The 16,224-nt window shown below is 64.0% G+C and carries 16 protein-coding genes; 7 read left to right on the top strand and 9 right to left on the bottom strand.

The window, feature by feature from the left end:
• Positions 1-39 precede the first annotated feature (39 nt).
• The 4 genes from ACSSVY_RS12315 to miaA all read right to left on the bottom strand — a co-directional run bounded on the left by ACSSVY_RS12315 (position 40) and on the right by miaA (position 4,841).
• Positions 40-2,457: an aerobic carbon-monoxide dehydrogenase large subunit gene (locus tag ACSSVY_RS12315; RefSeq protein ID WP_454269837.1), complete on the bottom strand. Its 2,418-nt coding sequence runs from the start codon at positions 2,455-2,457 to the stop codon at positions 40-42.
• Positions 2,454-2,948: a (2Fe-2S)-binding protein gene (locus ACSSVY_RS12310; RefSeq protein WP_454269836.1), complete on the bottom strand. Its 495-nt coding sequence runs from the start codon at positions 2,946-2,948 to the stop codon at positions 2,454-2,456. The genes ACSSVY_RS12315 and ACSSVY_RS12310 overlap by 4 nt, the downstream gene beginning before the upstream one ends.
• A gap of 13 nt (positions 2,949-2,961) precedes the next feature.
• Positions 2,962-3,816 (bottom strand): FAD binding domain-containing protein, encoded by an 855-nt coding sequence (locus ACSSVY_RS12305; RefSeq protein ID WP_454269835.1) that lies wholly within the window; start codon positions 3,814-3,816, stop codon positions 2,962-2,964.
• Positions 3,817-3,953: 137 nt separating this feature from the next.
• Complete coding sequence (gene miaA, locus ACSSVY_RS12300; protein ID WP_454269834.1) at positions 3,954-4,841, bottom strand: tRNA (adenosine(37)-N6)-dimethylallyltransferase MiaA; 888 nt, start codon at positions 4,839-4,841, stop codon at positions 3,954-3,956.
• Positions 4,842-4,976: 135 nt separating this feature from the next.
• Between miaA and pyrH the strand changes: the two genes are divergently transcribed.
• Genes pyrH through rseP form a run of 6 tightly spaced genes read left to right on the top strand, consistent with a single transcriptional unit; the run spans position 4,977 to position 10,368 of the window.
• A complete protein-coding gene (gene pyrH / locus ACSSVY_RS12295; protein ID WP_217623018.1) occupies positions 4,977-5,708 on the top strand; it encodes a UMP kinase in 732 nt (243 codons plus the stop codon).
• A 49-nt stretch (positions 5,709-5,757) separates the two neighbouring features.
• Entirely contained in the window at positions 5,758-6,321 is a 564-nt protein-coding gene (frr, locus tag ACSSVY_RS12290; RefSeq protein WP_009819345.1) for a ribosome recycling factor, read from the top strand.
• Positions 6,321-7,064 (top strand): isoprenyl transferase, encoded by a 744-nt coding sequence (locus tag ACSSVY_RS12285; RefSeq protein ID WP_454269833.1) that lies wholly within the window; start codon positions 6,321-6,323, stop codon positions 7,062-7,064. The genes frr and ACSSVY_RS12285 overlap by 1 nt, the downstream gene beginning before the upstream one ends.
• On the top strand, positions 7,061-7,840 hold the full coding sequence (locus ACSSVY_RS12280) for a phosphatidate cytidylyltransferase (protein WP_454269832.1): 780 nt from the start codon (positions 7,061-7,063) through the stop codon (positions 7,838-7,840). The genes ACSSVY_RS12285 and ACSSVY_RS12280 overlap by 4 nt, the downstream gene beginning before the upstream one ends.
• Entirely contained in the window at positions 7,837-9,015 is a 1,179-nt protein-coding gene (gene dxr / locus ACSSVY_RS12275; protein WP_454269831.1) for a 1-deoxy-D-xylulose-5-phosphate reductoisomerase, read from the top strand. Before ACSSVY_RS12280 ends, dxr begins: the two co-directional genes overlap by 4 nt.
• A 3-nt stretch (positions 9,016-9,018) precedes the next feature.
• Positions 9,019-10,368 (top strand): RIP metalloprotease RseP, encoded by a 1,350-nt coding sequence (gene rseP, locus ACSSVY_RS12270; RefSeq protein ID WP_454269830.1) that lies wholly within the window; start codon positions 9,019-9,021, stop codon positions 10,366-10,368.
• Positions 10,369-10,456: 88 nt separating this feature from the next.
• On the opposite strand, the gene ACSSVY_RS12265 is transcribed toward rseP, so the two are convergent.
• Genes ACSSVY_RS12265 through ACSSVY_RS12245 form a run of 5 tightly spaced genes read right to left on the bottom strand, consistent with a single transcriptional unit; the run spans position 10,457 to position 14,514 of the window.
• Positions 10,457-11,629 (bottom strand): molybdopterin molybdotransferase MoeA, encoded by a 1,173-nt coding sequence (locus tag ACSSVY_RS12265; RefSeq protein ID WP_454269829.1) that lies wholly within the window; start codon positions 11,627-11,629, stop codon positions 10,457-10,459.
• Positions 11,626-12,102 (bottom strand): cyclic pyranopterin monophosphate synthase MoaC, encoded by a 477-nt coding sequence (moaC, locus tag ACSSVY_RS12260; RefSeq protein ID WP_454269828.1) that lies wholly within the window; start codon positions 12,100-12,102, stop codon positions 11,626-11,628. The genes ACSSVY_RS12265 and moaC overlap by 4 nt, the downstream gene beginning before the upstream one ends.
• Entirely contained in the window at positions 12,102-12,917 is an 816-nt protein-coding gene (trpC, locus tag ACSSVY_RS12255; RefSeq protein ID WP_454269827.1) for an indole-3-glycerol phosphate synthase TrpC, read from the bottom strand. Before trpC ends, moaC begins: the two co-directional genes overlap by 1 nt.
• The gene (gene trpD, locus ACSSVY_RS12250; RefSeq protein WP_454269826.1) at positions 12,914-13,936 is read right to left on the bottom strand and encodes an anthranilate phosphoribosyltransferase; all 1,023 of its coding nucleotides are present in this window, start codon (positions 13,934-13,936) and stop codon (positions 12,914-12,916) included. Before trpD ends, trpC begins: the two co-directional genes overlap by 4 nt.
• Positions 13,933-14,514 carry an anthranilate synthase component II gene (locus ACSSVY_RS12245; protein ID WP_454269825.1) on the bottom strand — a complete coding sequence of 194 codons (582 nt, stop codon included), beginning with the start codon at positions 14,512-14,514 and terminating at the stop codon, positions 13,933-13,935. The genes trpD and ACSSVY_RS12245 overlap by 4 nt, the downstream gene beginning before the upstream one ends.
• Before the next feature lie 129 nt (positions 14,515-14,643).
• Between ACSSVY_RS12245 and ACSSVY_RS12240 the strand changes: the two genes are divergently transcribed.
• Positions 14,644-16,119: a divergent polysaccharide deacetylase family protein gene (locus tag ACSSVY_RS12240; RefSeq protein WP_454269824.1), complete on the top strand. Its 1,476-nt coding sequence runs from the start codon at positions 14,644-14,646 to the stop codon at positions 16,117-16,119.
• The last annotated feature ends 105 nt before the right edge of the window (positions 16,120-16,224 follow it).

Below are 16,224 nucleotides of genomic sequence, written 5' to 3'. Positions count from 1 at the left end.
ACTCCGGGGGGTCCGGGGGGCAGCGCCCCCCGTCCGCTCTCAGCCATGCAGCCCAAGCTCATGCGCGGCGCGCCAGATGCGCCAGTGGTCATGCGGCATATGGGTGTGCCGCAAGCCAAAGGGGCGCAGGGCGTCATGCACCGCGTTGGAAAAGGCCGGAACACCGCCGACATTCGGGCTCTCACCCACGCCCTTGGCCCCGATGGGGTGGTGCGGCGAGGGGGTTTCGGTGTAATCGGTGGTGTAATGCGGCGTTTCCCACGCGGTGGGGATGAAGAAATCCATCAGAGTGCCGGTTTTGACATTGCCCATCTCGTCATAGGCGATCTCTTGCCCCATGGCGATGGCGAGCGCCTCGGTCAGGCCGCCGTGCACTTGGCCCTCGATCACCATCGGGTTTATCCGCGTGCCGCAATCGTCGAGCGCGTAGAACTGGCGAATTTGCGTCTCGCCGGTGTCGACGTCAATCTCCATCACGCAGATATAGGCCCCAAAGGGATAGGTCATGTTGGGCGGGTCATAGTAGCTGACCGCCTCCAGCCCCGGCTCGACTCCGGGAATGGCCTGATTGTAGGCGGCATAGGCGATCTCTGCCATGGTCTTGAACCGTTCCGGCGCGCCCTTGACGGCAAAGCGGTCGATGTCGAATTCGACGTCACTGTCGTGGACTTCCAAGAGATAGGCCGCGATCATCTGCGCCTTGGCGCGGATTTTGCGACCGGCGAGCGCGGTGGCTGCCCCTGCCACGGGGGTTGAGCGGCTGCCATAGGTGCCAAGGCCGTAGGGGGCTGTGTCGGTGTCGCCTTCTTCCACCGTGATCTTGTCCGCCGGGATGCCGATTTCGGTGGCGAGGATTTGGGCGAAGGTTGTCGCGTGGCCTTGGCCTTGGGAAATCGTGCCAAGGCGGGCGATGGCCGATCCGGTGGGGTGGATGCGAATCTCGCAGCTGTCGAACATGCCCATTCCGAGGATGTCACAATTCTTGACCGGGCCTGCGCCGACGATTTCCGTGAAATGTGTGAGGCCGATGCCGATGAGTTTGCGGGTTTCGCCGCGCTTGAAGGCCGCGACGCGGTCGGCCTGTTCGGCGCGGAGGCCGTCGTAATCCACGGCCTTCAGCGCCTTATCCCAAGCAGTGTGATAATCGCCAGAGTCGTATTCCCAGCCCAAGGCTGAGTGATAGGGGAATTGGTCGGCACGGATAAAGTTGATGCGGCGCAGCTCTGCGGCATCCATGCCCAATTCAATGGCCAGTATTTCGATCATGCGTTCGATGAAATACGCGGCCTCGGTCACGCGGAAGGAGCAGCGATAGGCGACGCCGCCGGGGGCCTTGTTGGTATAGACGCCATCGACGCCCACATAGGCCACGGGGATGTCATAGCTGCCGGTGCAGATGTGAAAGAACCCGGCCGGGAATTTGGTGGGGTCGGCGCAGGCATCAAAGGCGCCGTGATCGGCGGTGACATGGCACCAGAGGCCGGTGATCTTGCCCTCTTTGGTGGCGGCGATCTTGCCGTTCATCCAGTAGTCGCGGGCAAAGGCGGTGGCCATCAGGTTTTCCATCCGGTCCTCGACCCATTTCACCGGCAGGCCGGTGACGATACTGGCGACAATGGAACAGACATAGCCGGGATAGACGCCCACCTTATTGCCAAATCCACCGCCGATGTCAGGCGACACGACGCGGATGTTGTGTTCGTCGATGCCCGAGAGCAGCGAGGCCACGGTGCGCACCACATGCGGGGCCTGAAAGGTGCCGTAAACCGTGAGCTTGCCGTTGACCTTGTCCATCGAGGCGACGCAGCCGCAGGTTTCCAGCGGGCAGGGGTGGGTGCGGTGGTAGTAGATCATTTCCTCGGCCACCACATCGGCGGAGGCGATCACCTCTTCGGTGGCTGTCCTGTCGCCTTGTTCCCAGAGAAAGATATGGTTGGGGTGGCGGCGGGGGCCGTGGGCACCATCCGCGCCGGGGGCGAGATCCTCGCGCAGCACGGTGTCGGATTTGAGCGCCTCGAAGGGGTCGGTGATGACGGGCAGTTCCTCATACTCGACCTCGACCAGTTCCACGGCATCGGCGGCGACATAGCGGTCGCGGGCGACGACAAAGGCGACCTCTTGCCCCTGGAAGAGCACCTTGCCATCGGCCAGGACCATCTGTTTGTCGCCCGCAAGCGTGGGCATCCAGTGCAGGCCGAGCGGTTCCAAGTCCTTGGCGGTCAGGACCGCGACCACGCCGTCAAGCGCCATGGCGGCGGAGGTGTCGATGGAGGTGACGCGGGCATGGGCGTAAGGCGAGCGCACGAAATCGCCAAAGAGCATGCCGGGCAGCTTGATGTCATCGACATAATTGCCCTTGCCTTGGGTAAAGCGCGCGTCCTCGACGCGCTTGCGGGCGCAACCGATGCCCTTGAGCTTGGCGGCGCGGTCGTCGCGGTCTGGCGTCAGGTCGTTCATTCTGCGGCCTCCTTGGCGGAATTGAGTGTGGCGGCTGCGGCGAGCACGGATTTGACGATGTTCTGATAGCCGGTGCAGCGGCAGAGATTGCCGGCCATGCCGAAACGCACCTCTTCTTCGGTCGGGTCTGGGTTCTCCTTGAGGAGTTGCGCCGCGCGGGTGATCATGCCTGGTGTGCAAAAGCCGCATTGCAGCCCGTGATGTTCGCGAAACGCCTCTTGCAGCGGGTGGAGCGCGTCGGGCGTGCCCAAACCTTCGATGGTGGTGATGGTGGCGCCATCGGCCTGCGCGGCAAAGACGGTGCAGGATTTGATGGACCGCTCGCCCATGATCACGGTGCAAGCGCCGCAATGCGAGGTTTCGCAGCCGATATGCGGGCCGGTGATGTTGAGGCGTTCGCGCAGGACGTGGATCAGGAGTTCGCGCGACTCTGCCAGCACTTCGTGCCGGGTGCCGTTGACGGTGAGGGTGATCTGCATCTTCTTGGACATGTGTTTCTCTCCCTCAGGCGCGCGACCAAGCGCGGGCGATGGCGCGGGCAAGGACAATGCCTGCCGCGTGGCGTTTGAAGGCAACAGGGCCACGATTGTCCTCTGACGGGTCGATGGCGTCCTGCATGGCGGTGATGGCGGCAATCACCGCGTCCTCGTCGCAGGCGGTGCCGATGAGGGCCTTGCCTGCCGCCTCGGCCCAGATGGGCGTGTCCGACAGGTTGGTCATAGCGATGGAAGCGGCGGTGCAACGATCCCCCTCTCGGGTCAGGATCACGGCGGCGGCGGCGGTGGCGTAATCGCCGATCTTGCGTTTCTGTTTTTCATAGGCTTGTCCACCGGTGGGTGCCTCAAAGCTGACGGCCGTCAGGATTTCGTCATCCTCACGGGCGGTGAGATAGGCGCTCTCATAGAAATCACGCGCGGCGATGGTCCGGCTGCCAGCCGGGCCGGTGACGTGGAAGGTGGCGTCCAAGCATTGCATGAGGCCGGGCATGTCATTGCCGGGATCGCCATTGGCGACATTGCCGCCGACCGTGCCCATGGCGCGCACCTGCGGGTCGGCGATCTGAAGTGCGGCCTCGCGCAGGATGGGGGCGTGGGTGGTGAGGCCGGCGTGGGCGATGAGGTCCGCCTGCGTGACCATCGCACCCAGGGTTATGCGGCTGCCGTTTATGGCAATGCCCCGCAGCGCCTCGATGGCTTGGAGGTCGATGAGATGCGGCACCTCGGCCATGCGCAGCTTCATCATCGGAATGAGGCTATGACCACCCGCGATCACACGGGCGTCGTCGCCATGCTCCTGCAAGAGGGCCAAGGCGGCGGGAAGATCACCGGGGCGGTGATACTCGAATGCGGCTGGAATCATGTGGTCTCCTCCCAAAGACGGGGCCGGATGGCCTTGGGCGGATTTGGCGAGGGCAGAGGCGATTTGTCGCCTCACATGTCCTGAAAATCGCGGTGCGCTGCACGAAATGCGAAATAGCTGCACGAAATGCGAATGCGTCAGGCGGTGAGCGTTTCCGCTGCGATGGGCTGCCAAGCGCGCATGCGGGCGCGGAACCATGTGCGCTGGCGTTTGGCATATTGGCGGGTGGCGATGGTTGCGGCCTCGCGGGCCTGATCGAGGGTCATTTCGCCCCTCAGATGGGCGATGAGTTCGGGCGCACCGATGGCCTTCATCGAGGGCAGTGTGGGGTTCCAGAGGGGGAGGTTGGCGCGCGCCTCGTCGAGCGCCCCGGCGTCTAGCATGGCGTCAAAGCGGCGGGCGATGCGGGCGGTGAGCCACTCCTTGTCGGCGGTGATCAAGAGCGGCGTACAGGCGTCGAGCGGCAGAAGCGGGGGCGGCGTGTCGTCGTGCCATGCGGCCAATCCCCGGCCCGTGGCGCGCTGCACCTCCCAGGCGCGCTGCACGCGCATGGGGTTGTGGGTGTCGATCCGGGCACGGGTCAGGGGGTCAAGCGCGTCGAGAAGCGTGGATAGCCCTTGGGTGGCCAGCAGGTGATCCGCCTCGGCGCGGAGTGAGGCGGGGGGTGTGGGGATATCGGCCAAGCCTTCGGTCAGCGCCGTGAAATAGAGCCCGGTGCCGCCGATGATGATGGGGCGCGCGGGGGACTGGAGGATCTGCGCCACTTCGCGCAGCCAGTGGCCGGTTGAATAGGGGGAGAGCGCACCGACATGACCATAGAGGCGGTGGGGGATTGCGGCCTCATCCCCTGCGGTGGGCCGGGCGCTGAGAATGCGCCAGTTTTCATAGACTTGCAGAGCATCGGCATTTACGATCACGCCGCCTTGGGTGCGGGCGATGCGCATCGCGAGCGCCGATTTGCCGCTGGCGGTGGGGCCGGCGATCAGGACGGGGCGGTCAGGGGGGATGTCAACGGGCAGGCTCATGCGACCGGGTTAGCGTCAATCGCTCGGTTTGGCGAGGCGGTTTGCCGCCTTTTCCCCGCGAAACGGGATGATCAGCGATTGCACATGGGCGGCATTTGCGACATTTTGCGCGCGATTACCCTGACGCAGCGGAGAATGCCCATGACCAGCCCGGACCGAGCGAAATTCAGCCGCGTGATGCTCAAGATTTCCGGGGAGGCGCTGATGGGGGATCTGGGCTATGGGCTGCATCCGCCGACGGTCGAGCGGATCGCGCGCGAGGTCAAGATCGTGCATGATCTGGGAGTCGAGATCTGTATGGTGATCGGGGGCGGCAACATCTTTCGCGGGTTGCAAGGCAGCGCGCAGGGGATGGAGCGCACGACGGCCGATTACATGGGAATGCTGGCCACGGTGATGAACGCGCTGGCGATGCAATCGGCGCTGGAAAAAATCGGTGTGTTCTGCCGGGTGATTTCCGCCATTCGCATGGACGAGGTGGCAGAACCGTATATTCGTCGCCGCGCGGTGCGGCATCTTGAGAAAAAGCGCGTCTGTATCTTTGCGGCGGGCACCGGAAATCCCTATTTCACCACCGATACGGCGGCGACGCTGCGCGCCAATGAAATGGCCTGCGAGGCGATCTTCAAGGGCACCAAGGTGGATGGTGTTTATGACAAGGACCCCATCAAGTATGCGGACGCGAAACGCTATAATCGCGTGACCTATGATGAGGTGCTGGCACAGCATCTGGCAGTGATGGACGCCTCTGCTATTGCGCTGGCACGGGATAATAACTTGCCTATCATCGTGTTCTCTCTTGACGAACCGGGCGGGTTCAAGGGCATTCTGGCCGGTGAGGGCACCTATACAACTGTCCACGGTTGAGGCAAAACAAGGCTGACAGGACAAGAGCCGGAAGAAGGACCAAGACGACATGGCGGAAGATATCGAAATCGACACGGGCGATCTGGAGCGCCGGATGGAAGGCGCGATGAGCGCGCTCAAGACGGAATTTGCATCCCTGCGGACAGGGCGCGCCTCTGCCTCGATGCTGGAGCCGATCATGGTCGATGCCTATGGCCAGAAAACCCCGATCAATCAGGTGGGCACGGTCAACGTGCCGGAGCCGCGCATGGTCACGATCAACGTCTGGGACAAGGGTCTGGTCGGCAAGGTCGAAAAGGCCATCCGCGAGAGTGGTCTGGGCATCAACCCGCAGCTCAATGGCACGATCATCATGCTGCCGATTCCGGAATTGAACGAGCAGCGCCGCAAAGAGCTGACCAAGGTTGCGGCGCAATATGCCGAACATGCCCGCGTCGCTGTGCGCAATGTGCGCCGCGACGGCATGGATCAAATCAAGAAGGCCAAGGCCGACGGCATGTCCGAGGACGATCAAAAATTCTGGGAAGGTGAAGTGCAGAGCCTGACCGACCGTTTTATCAAGCATGTGGACGAGGTTCTGGACGGCAAGCAAGCGGAGATCATGCAGGTCTGATGCCGAAAGTCGCGCCCATGGCAGGAAAATCATCCCCGACCGAGGGGCCGCGCCATGTGGCGATCATCATGGACGGCAATGGCCGCTGGGCGCAAAAGCGCGGTCGACCGCGCCTGTTCGGTCATCACGCGGGCGCGCGGCGGGTGCGCGAGATCGTGCAGTCCTGCCCCGGATTGGGTGTCAAATATCTGACAATATTCGCGTTTTCTACCGAAAACTGGAAGCGGACACAGACCGAGGTGGCGGGGCTGATGAGCCTCTTTCGCCGCTATATCATGAAGGAAATGCAGGAGTTCGTGCGCGAGAATGTGCAGGTGCGCTTTATCGGGGATCGTCCCCGGCTGGATGCCAAGCTCCGCAGTCTGATGGATGAGGCCGAGGCGATGACCGCGCATTGCACCGGCACCAATCTGACCATCGCGCTCAATTACGGGGGGCGGGACGAGGTGTCGCGCGCCACAAAGCGTCTGGCGGTTGACGTGGCCGAGGGACGGCTGCGCCCAGAGGACGTCAACGAGGAAACCCTGCCGCGGTATCTGGATACTTGCGTATTGCCCGATCCCGATCTGGTGATCCGCACCAGCGGCGAGGCGCGGATTTCCAATTTCCTGCTCTGGCAATCGGCCTATGCGGAATATGAGTTCATCGACACGCTCTGGCCGGATTTCACCCCGGATGTTTTTGCCCGGTTGCTGTCACAATACGGGTCGCGGGATCGTCGGTTCGGGGCTGCACCTGTATGAGCGGGGCGGCGCGCTGGACCGATCTCTGGCCGCGTATGGTGTCGGGCATCGTGCTGATTGTCGTCGGTGCGGTCGAAATCTGGCTTGGTGGGTTTCCTTTTGCGGCGCTGGTCTGTGTGCTCGCTGGGGCGATGATCTGGGAGGCGGCGCGGATGTTCGCGGCGCCCGATGCGTTGCGGTCTGGCGTTCTGGCGGCCGTGGCGGTGGCCTTGGCGCTGTGGTTGCCGGGGATCATGGTGCTGCCGATCCTCTTGGCGGCGGTGGTGGTCGCGTCGAGTTCGATCGAGCGGGAACGCGGGCCGTTTTTCGCGCTGGCGATCTGGTCGCTCTTGGGCTGCTACGCCATGGGCACGCTGCGCGCCGAGGCTGGTTTGATTTGGGTCTTATGGCTCGTGGCGGTGGTCGTGATCTCTGATGTCGCGGGCTATTTTGCGGGGCGCTCGTTGGGCGGGCCCAAGTTCTGGCCGCGCTACAGCCCCAAAAAGACATGGTCGGGCACACTTGCCGGTTGGATTGGTGCGGCGGGCGTTGGATTGATCTTTGCGGCACCGACCGGGGCGGGGCTGGCGCTGGTGCCGTTGTCGGTTCTGGTGAGCTTTGCCGGGCAGATGGGCGATATTGCCGAAAGTGCGGTCAAGCGGCTGCGCGGGGTCAAGGACAGCTCGAACCTCATTCCCGGTCATGGCGGTGTGTTGGACCGGTTTGATGCGATGCTGGGTGCCGCGTTCGTTGGTGTCATCTTGTGGGCCGTGGGCCTCTTGCCGGGGGTGGCATGAAACGCATTTCCATTTTGGGGGCAACCGGCTCTGTCGGGCAGAACACGATTGATCTGATCAAGCGGTCGCCGGGAGCCTATGACGTCGTGGCGCTCACCGGAGGGCGCAAGATCGACAGGCTGGCCCGCGATGCCATAGCGCTTGGGGCGGATGTGGCGGTGACGGCGCATGACGATCTGCTGGTATCGCTGCGTGAGGCATTGAAGGGCAGCACGGTCGAGGCGGCGGCGGGCAAGGCCGCCTTGATCGAGGCCGCCGGCCGACCGGCACAATGGGTGATGTCGGCGATTGTCGGCGCGGCTGGGCTTGCCCCCGGTCTGGCGGCGTTGGAGCAGGGTGCGACACTGGCGTTGGCCAACAAGGAATCGCTGGTCACGGCGGGGGCGTTGATGATGCGCACCGCGCGCGCCAACCGCGCCACCATCCTGCCGGTGGACAGCGAGCATTCGGCGATCTTTCAGGCGCTGGTGGGCGAGGATTCTGCCGCCGTGAGCCGGGTGATCATCACCGCTTCTGGGGGGGCGTTCCGCGATTGGCCGCTGGAGCGACTGGCAAGTGCCACCGTGGCCGAGGCCTCATCGCATCCCAATTGGGCGATGGGGCAGCGGATCACCATTGATTCCGCCTCAATGTTCAACAAGGCGATGGAGATGATCGAGGCGCGGGAGTTCTTTGGCTTTACCCCCAAGCAGATCGAGGTGCTGATCCATCCGCAATCCTTGGTACATGCGCTGGTGGGGTTCTGCGATGGGGCGCTGATGGCGCATGTGGGGCCACCGGACATGCGCCATGCGATCGGCTATGCGCTGAACTGGCCGCAGCGGCAGGCCTTGCCGGTCGAGGTGCTGGATCTGGCGGCCATCGGCACGCTGGAATTCCGCCCGCCTGACCCCGAGCGCTATCCCGCGCTGCGCCTCGCGCGCGAGGTGATGGAGGCGCGCGGTCTGTCGGGTGCGATTTTCAACGCGGCCAAGGAACGGGCGCTGGATCATTTCATCGCGGGGCGCATCCGGTTTACCGATATGAACATGGTGGTCGAAGAGGTGCTGAACGCCCTGGGCGATGCGCCAGAGGCACGGAATTCCGAGATGACCCTTGATGTGGTGGCCCATATGGACCATCTGGCAAGGACGCAGGCCGATCAGGTCGTGTTGACGCGAACAACGCAAGGATAAAGCTTGGACATTCTGACTTTTCTGCCGCAATTCGGTAATGTTTTCCTGACGATACTGGCCTTTGTTGTCGCGCTCTCGGTGATCGTGGCGGTGCATGAATATGGTCATTACATCGTCGGCCGCTGGTCCGGGATCAAAGCCGAGGTGTTCTCGCTTGGGTTTGGCCCGGTGCTTTTCGCGCGCACCGACAAACATGGCACGCGCTGGCAACTGGCCGCGCTGCCGTTTGGCGGCTTTGTCAAGTTTCTGGGCGATGCCGATGCTGCGAGCGGCAAGGATGGGGCCGCAATGGCGGCGCTGCCGCCGGAGCGCCTGCGCCAGACCATGCACGGGGCGCCGCTTTGGGCGCGCACGGCCACGGTCGCGGCGGGGCCGGTGTTCAATTTTATCCTGTCGATCCTGATTTTCAGCGCCGTGATGATGAGCGGCGGCAAGACCGCTGATCCTTTGACAGTTGGTGCGCTGAAACCCTTGCCGGTGGAAGGGATCACGCTGGAGTCGGGTGACAGGGTGCTGAGCATCGAGGGGCAAAGCCTGCCTGATGTGGCGGCGGGCGAAGTCTATGACGATCTGATTGATGCGCTGCCCCGGCAGGCGCTCTTGCGCTATGAGGTCGAGCGCGCGGGGAGCCGGGTTACTGCGGCGGGGCCGCAGCTTATGCCACCATTGATCAGCGGTCTCGCACCGCAATCAGCGGCGTTCGATGCGGATTTGCAGCCGGGTGATGTGATCACGGCGATCAATGGCACACCGGTTGTGGCCTTTGACGAACTCAAGGATGTGGTTGAGGGATCGAATGGCGCGCCTCTGGCGCTGACGCTGTGGCGCGCGGGGGGCGAGACCTATGAGGTCAACATCACACCGCGACGGGTGGACGAGCCGCAGCCCGAGGGCGGGTTTCGCACCGAATGGCGCATTGGCATCGCGGGCGGCATGGCGTTCGAGCCGGCAACCGAACGGTTGGGTCCGGTCGAGGCCGTCGGCGATGCGGTGGGGCAGACCGGCGAGATCATCCAGAGCTCGCTTTCGGGTCTCTATCACATGATCACCGGCGCGATCAGCAGTTGCAACATGTCCGGGCCGATTGGCATAGCGCAGGTTTCGGGGGCGATGGCGAGCCAAGGGCCGGAGAGTTTCATCTGGTTCATTGCGGTGCTGTCAACGGCTGTGGGTTTGCTCAATCTCTTTCCGGTGCCTGTTCTGGATGGGGGGCATTTGGTGTTTTATGCCTATGAGGCCGTGTCGGGCCGTCCGCCGAGTGAGCGCGCGCTGCGGGTGCTGATGACCGTGGGGTTGACGCTGATTCTGTCGTTGATGCTGTTCGCGTTGTTCAACGATATCTTCTGCCCGTGAGCGACGGGCGCTGCGCTGTGGCGCATGCTCCGCTTTCAGTCCGCGCTTTGGAGATCGGGGTCAAATCCAATCTGTGAGCCTGCCCAGCCTAGAGCGGCAGATACGCGACCATGTCACCTGCGTTGCGAGCCGGGTCGCTGGCGGGACGGACCATGAGCGCCTCGGCGTTGGCGAGGATGCTAAGGAGCGAACTGTCCTGCTTGTCCTCGGGGTGGATGCCCGCCGGTGTGAGGGCTGCGCGCATGTAATGCTCTCGCGGGCCGTTGGGTGGCAGGGGGATTGCCAGTGGCGCGCGCAGGCGGGGCGCGGCCTGCGCGCCCAGACCCAGCATGGCGTTTATCATCGGTGCTATGAACACATGGCCGCAGACCATGGCCGAGACCGGATTGCCCGGCAGGCCGACCATGGCCGCGCCGTTCATGCGACCGGCCATCAGCGGTTTGCCGGGGCGCATGGCGACCTTGTAGAAGGCACGGTCCATGCCCAGATCGCCCGCCACCCGGCCCACGAGATCATGATCCCCGACCGAGGCACCGCCGATGGTGATGATCAGATCAGCGCCGCGCGTGAGGGCAAAGCCTGCGGTGAGCGAGGCCACGGTATCGCGGGCGATGGGCAGGATGCGCGCCTCTGCCCCGAGCGCATCCAGCAGCGCCTTGAGGCCAAAGGTGTTGGAGGCGATGATCTGATCGGGGCCGGGGGACTCTCCGGGCATGACCAATTCGTCGCCGGTGGACATCAGCGCCACCTTTGGTTTGCGGCGCACCGGCACGGCGGCGATGTTCATCGAGGCCAGAAGGGCGATATCGGTGGGGCGTAGGCGGCGGGGGGCTGTGATCGCCTGCCCAAGGCGGAAATCGCAGCCCAAGAGGCGAATATGGTCCTTGGTATCCAGTTTATCCCCGAGGGTGATCTGATCGCCGTCGCGCGTCACGTCCTCTTGGATGATCACGCGGCTGGCACCTTTGGGCAGCGGCGCGCCCGTAAAGATGCGCACTGCCGCGCCTGCGCCGACGGTGCCGACATAGGCATGGCCCGCCGCCGCCTCGCCAATGACGGTAAATCGCGCGCCGGGTGCGGCGTCTTCCTCGCGGATTGCGTAGCCGTCCATGGCGGAGGCGGCAAAGGGCGGCTGGTCGCGAGTCGCGGTCACATCGCGGGCGAGGATACGGCCCGCAGCCTGTGCGAGCGGCACCTCTTCGATGTCGAGCGGTTGCACGAGGGTGAAGAGATGCGCGAGAGCCGCGTCAACGGTGATCATGTCGCCTCATACCGCCCTGATTTTCCACCATCTTTCAGGATGACGCGGAGGCCTCCGATTTCCATAGCCTTGTCTACTGCCTTGGTCATGTCGTAGACCGTGAGGGCAGAGACGGAGGCGGCGGTGAGTGCTTCCATCTCGACGCCGGTCTGGCCGGTGGTTTTCACCGTGGCCGCGATGCGGACGCCGGGTAGCTCGGGATCGAGTGTCAGATCCACCGTGACCTTGGTGATTGAGAGCGGGTGGCAGAGCGGGATGAGGTCTGGCGTCCGCTTGGCCGCCATGATCCCGGCGAGGCGGGCGACGGCGAGAACATCGCCCTTTTTGGCGCGGCCTTCGGCAATGATATCAAAGGTTTCTCGGGCCATCTTGATGTGACCCTCGGCCACTGCAACGCGCGCGGTGATGTCCTTGTCAGAGACATCGACCATATGGGCATGGCCCTGGCCGTCAAAATGGCTGAGCCCTGCCATCAAAAGCCTCCGGGCATGAGCGGATTGGCGAGTATGTCGCGGGTGGCCTGTGCCACGTCGTCGGCGCGCATCAGGGTTTCGCCGATAAGAAAGCTGCGCGCGCCGTAACGCGCCATGTCCGAGAGATCGGCGGGCGTTGCAAGGCCGCTCTCGCAGACGATCATCCGCTCGGGGGGGACGAATTTCGACAATTGCCGGGTGGTGTCGAGCGACGTTTCAAAGCTGTTGAGATCACGGTTGTTGATGCCGATCATCCGCGACGTGAGGTGGCCGACGCGGTCAAGCTCTGCGCGGTTGTGAACCTCGATCAGGGCATCCATGCCCCAGTGCGTCGCGGCCTCTTCCAACTCGAGGGCCTGCGCGTCGGACACGCTGGCCATGATGATCAGAATGCAGTCGGCCCCCCAAGCGCGCGCTTCGGCGACCTGATAGGGGTCATACATGAAATCCTTGCGCAGCACGGGCAGGTCGCAGACGGCGCGTGCCTCTTTCAGATAGTCCGGTGCACCCTGAAAGCTGGGCGTGTCGGTCAGCACCGAAAGACATGTGGCACCGCCCGTCGCATAGGCCTCTGCCAGAGCGGCCGGGTCGAAATCGGCACGGATGAGGCCCTTGGAGGGGCTGGCCTTTTTGATCTCGGCAATGAGACCGTAACCGGACTTGCTGGCCTTGTGCAGCGCCTCGGCGAAGGGGCGCACCGGGGGCGCTTCGTTGGCCAATGTTTCGATTTCAGACGTGGGATGATCGGCCTTGGCTGCCGCGATTTCCTCGAGTTTGTAGGCTTTGATCTTGTCCAGAATGGTCGGGCTGGTCATACGGTCTCCGATGTCAGTTTCGCCAGAGCGGTGAGTTTCGCGCGGGCCGCGCCGCTGTCGATGCTCTCGGCGGCTTGGGCCACGCCCTCGCGCAGGTCGCTGGCATGGCCGGCCACGGTGAGGGCCGCTGCGGCATTGAGCAGGACGGCATCGCGGTAAGCGCCGGGTGCACCATCGAGCAGCGCACGCAGCGCGGTGGCGTTTTCCGCCGGGGTGCCGCCCAAGATGGCCTCAAAGGGATGCACGGGCAAGCCGAAATCTTCGGGGTGCAATTCGATCTCGCGGATGCTGCCGTCGTCTTCGAGAGCCGCGACCCAAGAGAGACCGGTGATGGTCATCTCGTCGGTGCCGTCCGAGCCATGCACGAGCCAGGCGCGTTCCGAGCCCAATTGCCCCAACGTTTCTGCCATGGGGCGGATAAGGTCGCGCGAAAATGCGCCGGTAAGTTGGCGTTTGACGCCCGCGGGGTTGGTGAGGGGGCCAAGGATGTTGAAAATGGTCCGGGTGCCCAATTCGGTACGCACGGGGCCGACATGTGCCATCGCCGGGTGGTGCATGGGCGCCATCATGAAGGCGATGCCCACCTCAGCGAGCGCGCGCTCGACCACGGGTACGCCCACCATCACCTTGATCCCCATTTCGGTCAGCGCATCCGCAGCCCCGGATTTGGAGGAGAGGTTGCGATTGCCATGCTTGGCCACCGGCACGCCAGCGCCCGCCACGACAAAGGCGGTTGCGGTCGAGATATTGAGCGTGCCCTTGCCATCGCCGCCGGTACCCACGATGTCCATCGCGCCCTCGGGCGCGCGCACCGCGTTGCATTTGGCGCGCATCACGGCGGCGGCGGCGGCATATTCATCGACCGTCTCGCCGCGCGTGCGCAGCGCCATGAGAAAGCCGCCCGTCTGGGCAGGCGTCGCCTCGCCCTCGAACAGGATCTGAAAGGCGATTTCGGCCTCTTGTCGCGTGAGCGGCCGGTCGGCGGCCGCGCCGATCAAGGGTTTGAGCCGGTCGCTCATGCCGGAACCTGCATCATGTCGATGAAGTTCTTGAGCAGGGCGTGACCGTGTTGCGAGGCGATGGATTCGGGGTGAAACTGCACGCCTTGGATCGGCAAGTCGCGGTGTTGCAGGCCCATGATGGTGCCATCCGCCAGCTCTGCGGTGATCTCGAGGCAATCGGGCAGGCTAGAGCGTTCCACCACCAGCGAGTGATAGCGCGTGGCCTCGAAGGGTGAGGGCAGGCCGCCAAAGACGCCTTTGCCCTGATGATGGATCTGGCCCATCTTGCCGTGCACGATTTCGGAATGGCGGATGACCTTGCCGCCAAAGGCCTGACCGATGGTCTGATGTCCAAGGCAGACGCCAAGCAGCGGAATGCCCGCCTCAGCGGCGGCAAGTGTCAGCGGCAGGCAGATGCCCGCCTGATCCGGGTCGCAGGGGCCGGGCGAGAGCAGGATGCCATCGGGGCGCATCGCCATCGCCTCTTGCACATTGAGCGCATCGTTGCGCAGAACGCGGGTTTCGGCACCCAATTCGCCTACGTAATGGACGAGATTATAGGTGAAACTGTCGTAGTTGTCTATCAAGAGCAGCATTCGCGCCTGTCCTCATGCAAAGGGGGCTGGAGGCCAAGGGCCCGGTCGCGGTATACTTGTTCAGTCTTGCGCGGTACCGTCAAGAGGCGCTAGGCCGGATAACAGGCAAAACAGGCAGATACGGGGGCAATGGCAGTGGCACGCGGGGTATTGGCAGGCATGATGACGGGAACGCTGGTCTCGGGACTGGCCTTGGGTACGCTGTCGGTTCTGAGTGGGGGACCGGGCGTCACTCCGCCAGAGGCGGTGAGCCTAGAGGTGCCAGCCGGATCAGGGTTCGACCTTCGGCGAGACGATGAGCAAGCGGCCTTGCCAGAGGCGCAGGCCGCGCCTGAAAGTGGGGCCGTGTCGCAAGTCGCACCGCCCACACCGGATGATCTGGCCTCTGTCGGCGCGGATACCACGCCGTCTCAGTCTCCTGAGACCGGCGAGGCGGCGGAACTGGCTGCGGCCCCTTCGGTGGGGGGCGAGACTTCTGGCGTCGCGGTGCAGACGGATGATCCGGTGCTGCCCAGCCCGCTGCTGTCGCCGCCAGACGTGCCGTCCAACGAGGAGTCCTTGGCGATCTCGACTGATCCGGCGCAGCCGCCCGCCCCTGAACCGGAGGGAGAGAGCGCCGGTCCGAGCGCGCCGCAAGAGAATGCGGCGGACGCTGCCGAGGCAGAGACTGACCTGTCGATCTTTCCTGAAGAAGAACCTGCCCCAGTGCTCATTCCAGAGGCATCCGACGGGGACGGCATGACGGATATGTCACCGGAGGCCGAAGAGCAGGCGGCGACGGCAACCGCGCCCGAAGACGAGACCGTCTCCAAGACGCTGCCCGCCCTCGGCACCATCGGCAACCGCGCGGACGGGGTGACGACCAATCGCCTCCCCAGTCTCGCTGACCCGGCGCCAGAGGTTGAGGCGGCGGTGGAGCCCGTGACGCAGGAGGGGGCTCTGGCCCGCAATCGGGTGGCGTTCGACAATCCCGAGGGCAAACCTCTGATGGCGATCATCCTCATGGATGACGGGAAGAGCCCGATTGGGATCGAGGCGCTTCAGAGTTTTCCCTATCCGTTGAACTTCGCGGTCGATGTCGGATGGACCGGGGCGGCGGCGGCGGCGGAACGTTACCGCGCCGCCGGATTCGAGGTCTTGGCGATGACCGATCTGCCAGAGGGTGCGCGCCCCGAGGATGCAGAGGTCGCGATGCAGGCATGGTTCGCTCAGGTGCCGCAGGCGGTGGCCGTGCTTGAGGGGACCGGCACCGGCCTGCAATCGAGCCGTGAGGCGAGTGCGCAACTGGCTCCGATTCTCAAGGAGAGCGGGCATGGATTGGTGATGCATCCCAATGGGCTGAACACCGCACAAAAACTGATTGCGCGTGAAGGCGTGCCTTCGGCCAGTCTATTCCGGGATTTTGACGGCGAGGGGCAGAATGCCGCTGCGATCCGGCGGTTTCTCGATCAGGCCGCAATGAAGGCGGATCAGCAGGAGGAGGGCGTAATCATGTTGGGCCGGATGCGGGCGGATACGATCAGCGCGCTTCTCTTATGGGGATTGCAGGACCGGGCCGCGAGCGTGGCGCTGGCGCCAGTGTCGGCGGTGCTGAGGTCGGAATGATCCGGGTGGAATAGTTCCAAGAGCGCTTGGGCCGTTCTGGCCGCGAAACGCGCGTATCATGCCGCACCGGAGACAGCCGGAGGGGTGGTTTGACCTCAGGATATG

Source organism: Roseovarius sp. MBR-51, from assembly GCF_053628575.1.
The sequence above is the reverse complement of the archived record's forward strand: the minus strand, read 5'-3'. Positions and strand labels throughout refer to the sequence as shown.

Excerpts from the sequence above, each read along its gene's own strand:
- ACSSVY_RS12315 (WP_454269837.1), bottom strand. The coding sequence starts at position 2,457 with ATGAACGACCTGACGCCAGACCGCGACGACCGCGCCGCCAAGCTCAAG.
- ACSSVY_RS12310 (WP_454269836.1), bottom strand. The coding sequence starts at position 2,948 with ATGTCCAAGAAGATGCAGATCACCCTCACCGTCAACGGCACCCGGCAC.
- ACSSVY_RS12305 (WP_454269835.1), bottom strand. The coding sequence starts at position 3,816 with ATGATTCCAGCCGCATTCGAGTATCACCGCCCCGGTGATCTTCCCGCC.
- miaA (WP_454269834.1), bottom strand. The coding sequence starts at position 4,841 with ATGAGCCTGCCCGTTGACATCCCCCCTGACCGCCCCGTCCTGATCGCC.
- pyrH (WP_217623018.1), top strand. The coding sequence starts at position 4,977 with ATGCCCATGACCAGCCCGGACCGAGCGAAATTCAGCCGCGTGATGCTC.
- frr (WP_009819345.1), top strand. The coding sequence starts at position 5,758 with ATGGCGGAAGATATCGAAATCGACACGGGCGATCTGGAGCGCCGGATG.
- ACSSVY_RS12285 (WP_454269833.1), top strand. The coding sequence starts at position 6,321 with ATGCCGAAAGTCGCGCCCATGGCAGGAAAATCATCCCCGACCGAGGGG.
- ACSSVY_RS12280 (WP_454269832.1), top strand. The coding sequence starts at position 7,061 with ATGAGCGGGGCGGCGCGCTGGACCGATCTCTGGCCGCGTATGGTGTCG.
- dxr (WP_454269831.1), top strand. The coding sequence starts at position 7,837 with ATGAAACGCATTTCCATTTTGGGGGCAACCGGCTCTGTCGGGCAGAAC.
- ACSSVY_RS12265 (WP_454269829.1), bottom strand. The coding sequence starts at position 11,629 with ATGATCACCGTTGACGCGGCTCTCGCGCATCTCTTCACCCTCGTGCAA.
- moaC (WP_454269828.1), bottom strand. The coding sequence starts at position 12,102 with ATGGCAGGGCTCAGCCATTTTGACGGCCAGGGCCATGCCCATATGGTC.
- trpC (WP_454269827.1), bottom strand. The coding sequence starts at position 12,917 with ATGACCAGCCCGACCATTCTGGACAAGATCAAAGCCTACAAACTCGAG.
- trpD (WP_454269826.1), bottom strand. The coding sequence starts at position 13,936 with ATGAGCGACCGGCTCAAACCCTTGATCGGCGCGGCCGCCGACCGGCCG.
- ACSSVY_RS12245 (WP_454269825.1), bottom strand. The coding sequence starts at position 14,514 with ATGCTGCTCTTGATAGACAACTACGACAGTTTCACCTATAATCTCGTC.
- ACSSVY_RS12240 (WP_454269824.1), top strand. The coding sequence starts at position 14,644 with ATGGCAGTGGCACGCGGGGTATTGGCAGGCATGATGACGGGAACGCTG.